Source organism: Actinoplanes sp. NPDC048791, assembly GCF_040650095.1.
Classification (GTDB): Bacteria; Actinomycetota; Actinomycetes; order Mycobacteriales; family Micromonosporaceae; genus Actinoplanes.
In genome coordinates this window covers 1-3,274 of record NZ_JBEZGQ010000940.1, presented here as the reverse complement: position 1 = coordinate 3,274, position 3,274 = coordinate 1, and the positions used below count along the sequence as shown (strand labels likewise).

Genomic DNA, 3,274 nt, shown 5'->3' with positions numbered 1-3,274 from the left:
CCGCAGGATGCTGCGGGCGGCGAGGCCGCCCATCTCGGCCAGCGGCTGCCGCACCGTGGTGAGCGGCGGCGACGCCCAGCGCGCCTCGGGCAGATCGTCGAAGCCCACCACGCTCAGGTCGTCCGGCACGCGCAGGCCGCGCTGCCGGGCCGCCTCGTGCACGCCCAGCGCCATCGTGTCGCTGGAGGCGAAGATCGCGGTCGGCGGGTCGGCCATGGCCAGGAGCGACGCGCCACCGGCGAAGCCCGAGTCGTAGAGGAAGTCGCCCTGGCGGATCAGGCCCTCGTCCGGGGTGAGCCCGGCGGCCTCCAGGCCCGCGCGGTAGCCGTCCAGCCGGGCCCGGCTGCACAGCAGGTTCTTCGGGCCGGCGACGAAGCCGACCCGGCGGTGCCCGAGCTGCACGAGGTGCTGGGTCGCCGACAGGCCACCGGCCCAGTTGGTCGCGCCGATCGTCGGCACGTCGACCATGGCGCCGCCGGCCGGGTCGATCACCACGACCGGGATGTTGAGCCGCTGGAGCTCCGCGTAGACCGGCGTGCTCACGTCGGAAGTAACGAAAATCACGCCGTCGGAGGCCCGGGCGTAGAGGTTCTGCAGCCATTGCCGGGTCGCGGTGCTGCGGCGGTGCACCGCCGAGACGACCGTGCCGACCCCGGAGGTGTGCATGACGTCCTCGACGCCCCGGATGAGCTCGACCGCCCACGGGCTGTCCAGGTCGTTGAAGACCAGGTCGACCAGAGCCGCCTTGCCGGCCTGCTGGCGGGAGGCCCGCCGCCGGTATCCGTGCTGCTTGAGCAGGTTCTCCACGGTCTCGCGGGTCTGCGGCGACACGTCGGCGCGGCCGTTGAGCACCCGGGAGACCGTGGGTACCGAGACCCCGGCTTCGCGGGCGATCGCGGCGATGGTCACGCGGGCCACTGGCGTCTCCTCGTAAGTTTCGGATGCAGTTTTCGGAAGTATTCCACAGTCCCTCGCGGAAAACATGAAACGTATTAGCGCCCGCGAATATCGATCGCCCCCGGTCTCCGTCTCTCCCGTCACCCCGTCGGATGATCCCCGTACCTTTTATAGCCTTTCGGTCGATTATCTGAGCCGTTTGCCGGCTCGGCGCTCGCGTCCTTTGGGCGCGCGCGCCGTTCGCTTGCGTTGTGCGTAATAACCGAAATGGCCGAAAATCTGTAGTACGCCGGCTGGTCCTCGTCGGCGTCACCACCGTCGTCGCCGCCGTGGGCGGCGTCGCCGTCGCCGAGGTCGTGTCGGGCAGACCGACACCGTCGCCGTCGTTCAACGGCCCGGTGTACGCGCTCGCCCACCGCGGTGACGTGGTCTACGTCGGCGGCAACTTCACCGGCGCCCTGATCGGCGGCAAGACCGTGGCCCGGCAGCGGCTCGCGGCCTACGACGCGCGGACCGGCGCTCTGCTGGCCTGGAACCCCGGAGCCGACGCGACCGTGCGGGCCCTGGCCGTCGACGGCACCACCGTCTACGCCGCCGGTGACTTCGACAAGGTCGCCGGCATGGCCCGCGACGCCGTCGCCGGGGTCGACGCGAGCACCGGCAAGCCGACCACCCTCAAGCACACCGTGCTGGGCCAGCCCAACGCCCTCGCGGTCGGCAACGGCCGGCTCTACGTGGCCGGCCGGCTCACCTCCGTCGACGGCGCGCCGCGGACCAATCTGGCCGCGTTCTCGCTGGCCACCGGCGCGCTCGAGGGCTGGGCGCCGACCACCGACAACACCGTGAACGCGCTGGCCGTCTACGGCAACCGGGTCTACCTGGGCGGCGGCTTCCACAAGACCAACGGGGTCAGCTCCACGCTGCGGCTCACCGCGGTCGACGGCACCACCGCGCAGCTGGACAAGAGCTTCCTGCCCAAGCCGGTCTCGCAGGTCTTCGCGCTGACCGCCGACGCCAACGGCGTGTACGCCGCCCTCGGCGGCCAGGGCGGCCGGGCCGTCGCGTACACCTTCGGCGGCGCGGCCCGCTGGACCCGGGTCTTCGACGGCGACGCGCAGGCGATCGCCACCCTTGACGGCACGACGTACGTCGGCGGGCACTTCGACAAGGCCTGCACGACGACCAACAACGGCGTCAAGGGCGTGTGCACCGACGGTTCCGTACCGCGGGTCAAGCTCGCCGCCGTGGACGGCGCCGGCAACCTGACCGAGTGGGCGCCGCAGGCCAACGGGGTGGTGGGGGTCCGGACGCTCGCCGCGAACCCGGCCATCGGCCTGCTCAGCATCGGCGGTGACTTCACCACGCTGGCCGGTTCCGCGCAGAAGCGCTACGCCGCCTTCGGGGGCCCGAACGCACCCGAGGCGGCGCCGGTCGCGCCGGCGTCGCCGTACGTGGCGTCGTACAACTTCGACTCCACCGTCACCGACGGCACGTTCGACGACGGCTCCGGCAACGGTCACCTGCTCAAGGCCCTGGCGGTCAACGGCGGCGCGGTCAAGACCGTCCCGCACGGCGCCGGGCAGGGCATCGCCTTCCCGGCCAAGTGCGCGGGCACCGCGTGCGCCCGGGTCGTGCTCCAGGCCACCGACGTGCCGGACCTCAACCCGGGCAGCAAGAACCTGCGGTACGGCGCGAACGTGCTGCTCTCGCCGGCCGAGACCTCGTCGGGCGAGAACATCATGCAGAAGGGCTACTCCACCGCCGGCGGCCAGTACAAGCTCCAGGTCGACGGCATCTCCGGCAAGCCCAGCTGCGTGATGAGCGACAAGACCGACCCGGCCATCCACGTCGCCAAGAGCCAGACGTCGGTCGCGGACGGCGACTGGCACACCATCGAGTGCCGGCGGACCGGCACCTCGCTCAGCATCCTCGTCGACGACAAGGACGGCGGCAGCGCGACGGTGCCGGCGACGCTCGAGGTCGTCACCCCGCAGCCGCTGAGCATCGGCGGCAAGGGCACGGGCGTGAACAACGACCAGTTCCACGGCAGCCTCGACGACGTCTGGATCAGCGTCGGCTGACAGCCGTATCCGGGAGGCACGGCGGGTCCCACCGCCGTGCCTCCCACCGGCAGGGTGTGGCTGGGTCCCGTACGGGCTGCCCATACTCGGTGCCATGGACGCGAAACGACAGCTCGGCGAGTTCCTGCAGACCCGGCGCTCGCAGCTGCGGCCGCAGGACGTGGGGCTGAGCACGTACGGCGACCGGCGCCGCGTGCCCGGTCTGCGCCGCGAGGAGCTGGCGCTGCTGGCCGGGGTCAGCGCGTCCTACTACTCCCGGCTGGAGCAGGGCCAGTCGTCCAACGCCTCACCGGAGG

Annotated in this window: 3 protein-coding genes; 2 read left to right on the top strand and 1 reads right to left on the bottom strand. The window is 71.8% G+C overall.

From position 1 onward, the window contains the following. Positions 1-918 (bottom strand): LacI family DNA-binding transcriptional regulator (locus AB0C29_RS40105; RefSeq protein WP_360832089.1); only part of this gene is annotated, 918 nt, incomplete at its 3' end. Positions 919-1,148: 230 nt separating this feature from the next. Between AB0C29_RS40105 and AB0C29_RS40100 the strand changes: the two genes are divergently transcribed. Further along, the gene (locus tag AB0C29_RS40100) at positions 1,149-2,978 is read left to right on the top strand and encodes a LamG domain-containing protein (protein ID WP_360832086.1); all 1,830 of its coding nucleotides are present in this window, start codon (positions 1,149-1,151) and stop codon (positions 2,976-2,978) included. A 94-nt stretch (positions 2,979-3,072) separates the two neighbouring features. After that, positions 3,073-3,274 (top strand): helix-turn-helix transcriptional regulator (locus AB0C29_RS40095; protein WP_360832084.1); only part of this gene is annotated, 202 nt, incomplete at its 3' end.